Annotated in this window: 1 protein-coding gene; it reads right to left on the minus strand. The window is 75.8% G+C overall.

All coding sequences use genetic code 11. The features are described from left to right. Positions 1–91: 91 nt before the first annotated feature. Positions 92–727 carry a LysE family translocator gene (locus MHY29_RS12160; protein WP_224356042.1) on the minus strand — a complete coding sequence of 212 codons (636 nt, stop codon included), beginning with the start codon at positions 725–727 and terminating at the stop codon, positions 92–94. Positions 728–877: the final 150 nt, after the last annotated feature.

Consider the following 877-nt stretch of genomic DNA (forward strand, 5'->3'; position numbering starts at 1 on the left):
CGGCGACGTCCGCAGCGCGCTCCCGTAGCGGCCCCCCGCCCCCCCGGCCGGCGGCCCCCCGGCGCGGGGCCGGGCGGGCCCGCGGGCCGGGTCAGGCCTTGGCGAGCGCCAGGCGGGCGCCGAAGCCCACGAGGGCGGTGCCGACCACGCCGTCCATCCCGCGCTGCACGGCCGGGCGTCGCAGCCAGCCGCTCACCACGCCCACCAACGCGATCAGCAAGACGAACCAGGCGAGGCAGACCGCGATGTGCACGACCGCCAGGAGCACGCCCATCACCGCGGGGGCCACACCGGGGACCATGAACTGCGGGATCAGCGCCACGTAGAACGCGCCGACCTTCGGGTTCAGCAGGTTCACGGTGAAGCCGGTGCGGAAGGCCTGGCCGCGGCGGACGAGGGCGGGGGCGGCGTCGCCGTCGTGGTCCCCGGACGTGCCCCGGACCGCCGCGATCAGCATGCGCACGCCGAGATAGACCATGTAGGCGGCGCCGATCCAGCGCAGCGCGGTGTACGCGAGCTCGGACGCGGCCAGCAGGGCGCTGACCCCGAGGGCGGCCGCGACCGCCCACACGAACAGGCCGGCGCAGATGCCGGCGCTCGCGGCGAACGCGGCCCCGGAGCCCTGACGGCCGGCGTACCGCAGCACCAGGGCGGTGTCCAGGCCGGGCGTGAGCGTGATCAGCAGGGCCAGGAGCGCGAAGGAGAGCAGCGCCACGGTGAGGGTCATGCGCAGAAGCTATCAGCGGGGCCGGCGGCGCACGACGGACGTCTCACGATGCGGCTCCGCGCCCGCCCTGCACGACGAGCCCTGCAATATGGCCCCTCAACCAGGCGGGTAGGGGCCATATCGCAGGGCTCGTCGCGGGGGGCCGGGTGT

The organism is Micrococcus sp. ACRRV (assembly GCF_022346985.1).
In the GTDB taxonomy this organism is placed as follows: domain Bacteria; phylum Actinomycetota; class Actinomycetes; order Actinomycetales; family Micrococcaceae; genus Micrococcus; species Micrococcus porci.

Bases quoted from the DNA above. Each gene is read 5' to 3' on its own strand.
- MHY29_RS12160 (WP_224356042.1), bottom strand. From the start codon at position 727: ATGACCCTCACCGTGGCGCTGCTCTCCTTCGCGCTCCTGGCCCTGCTG.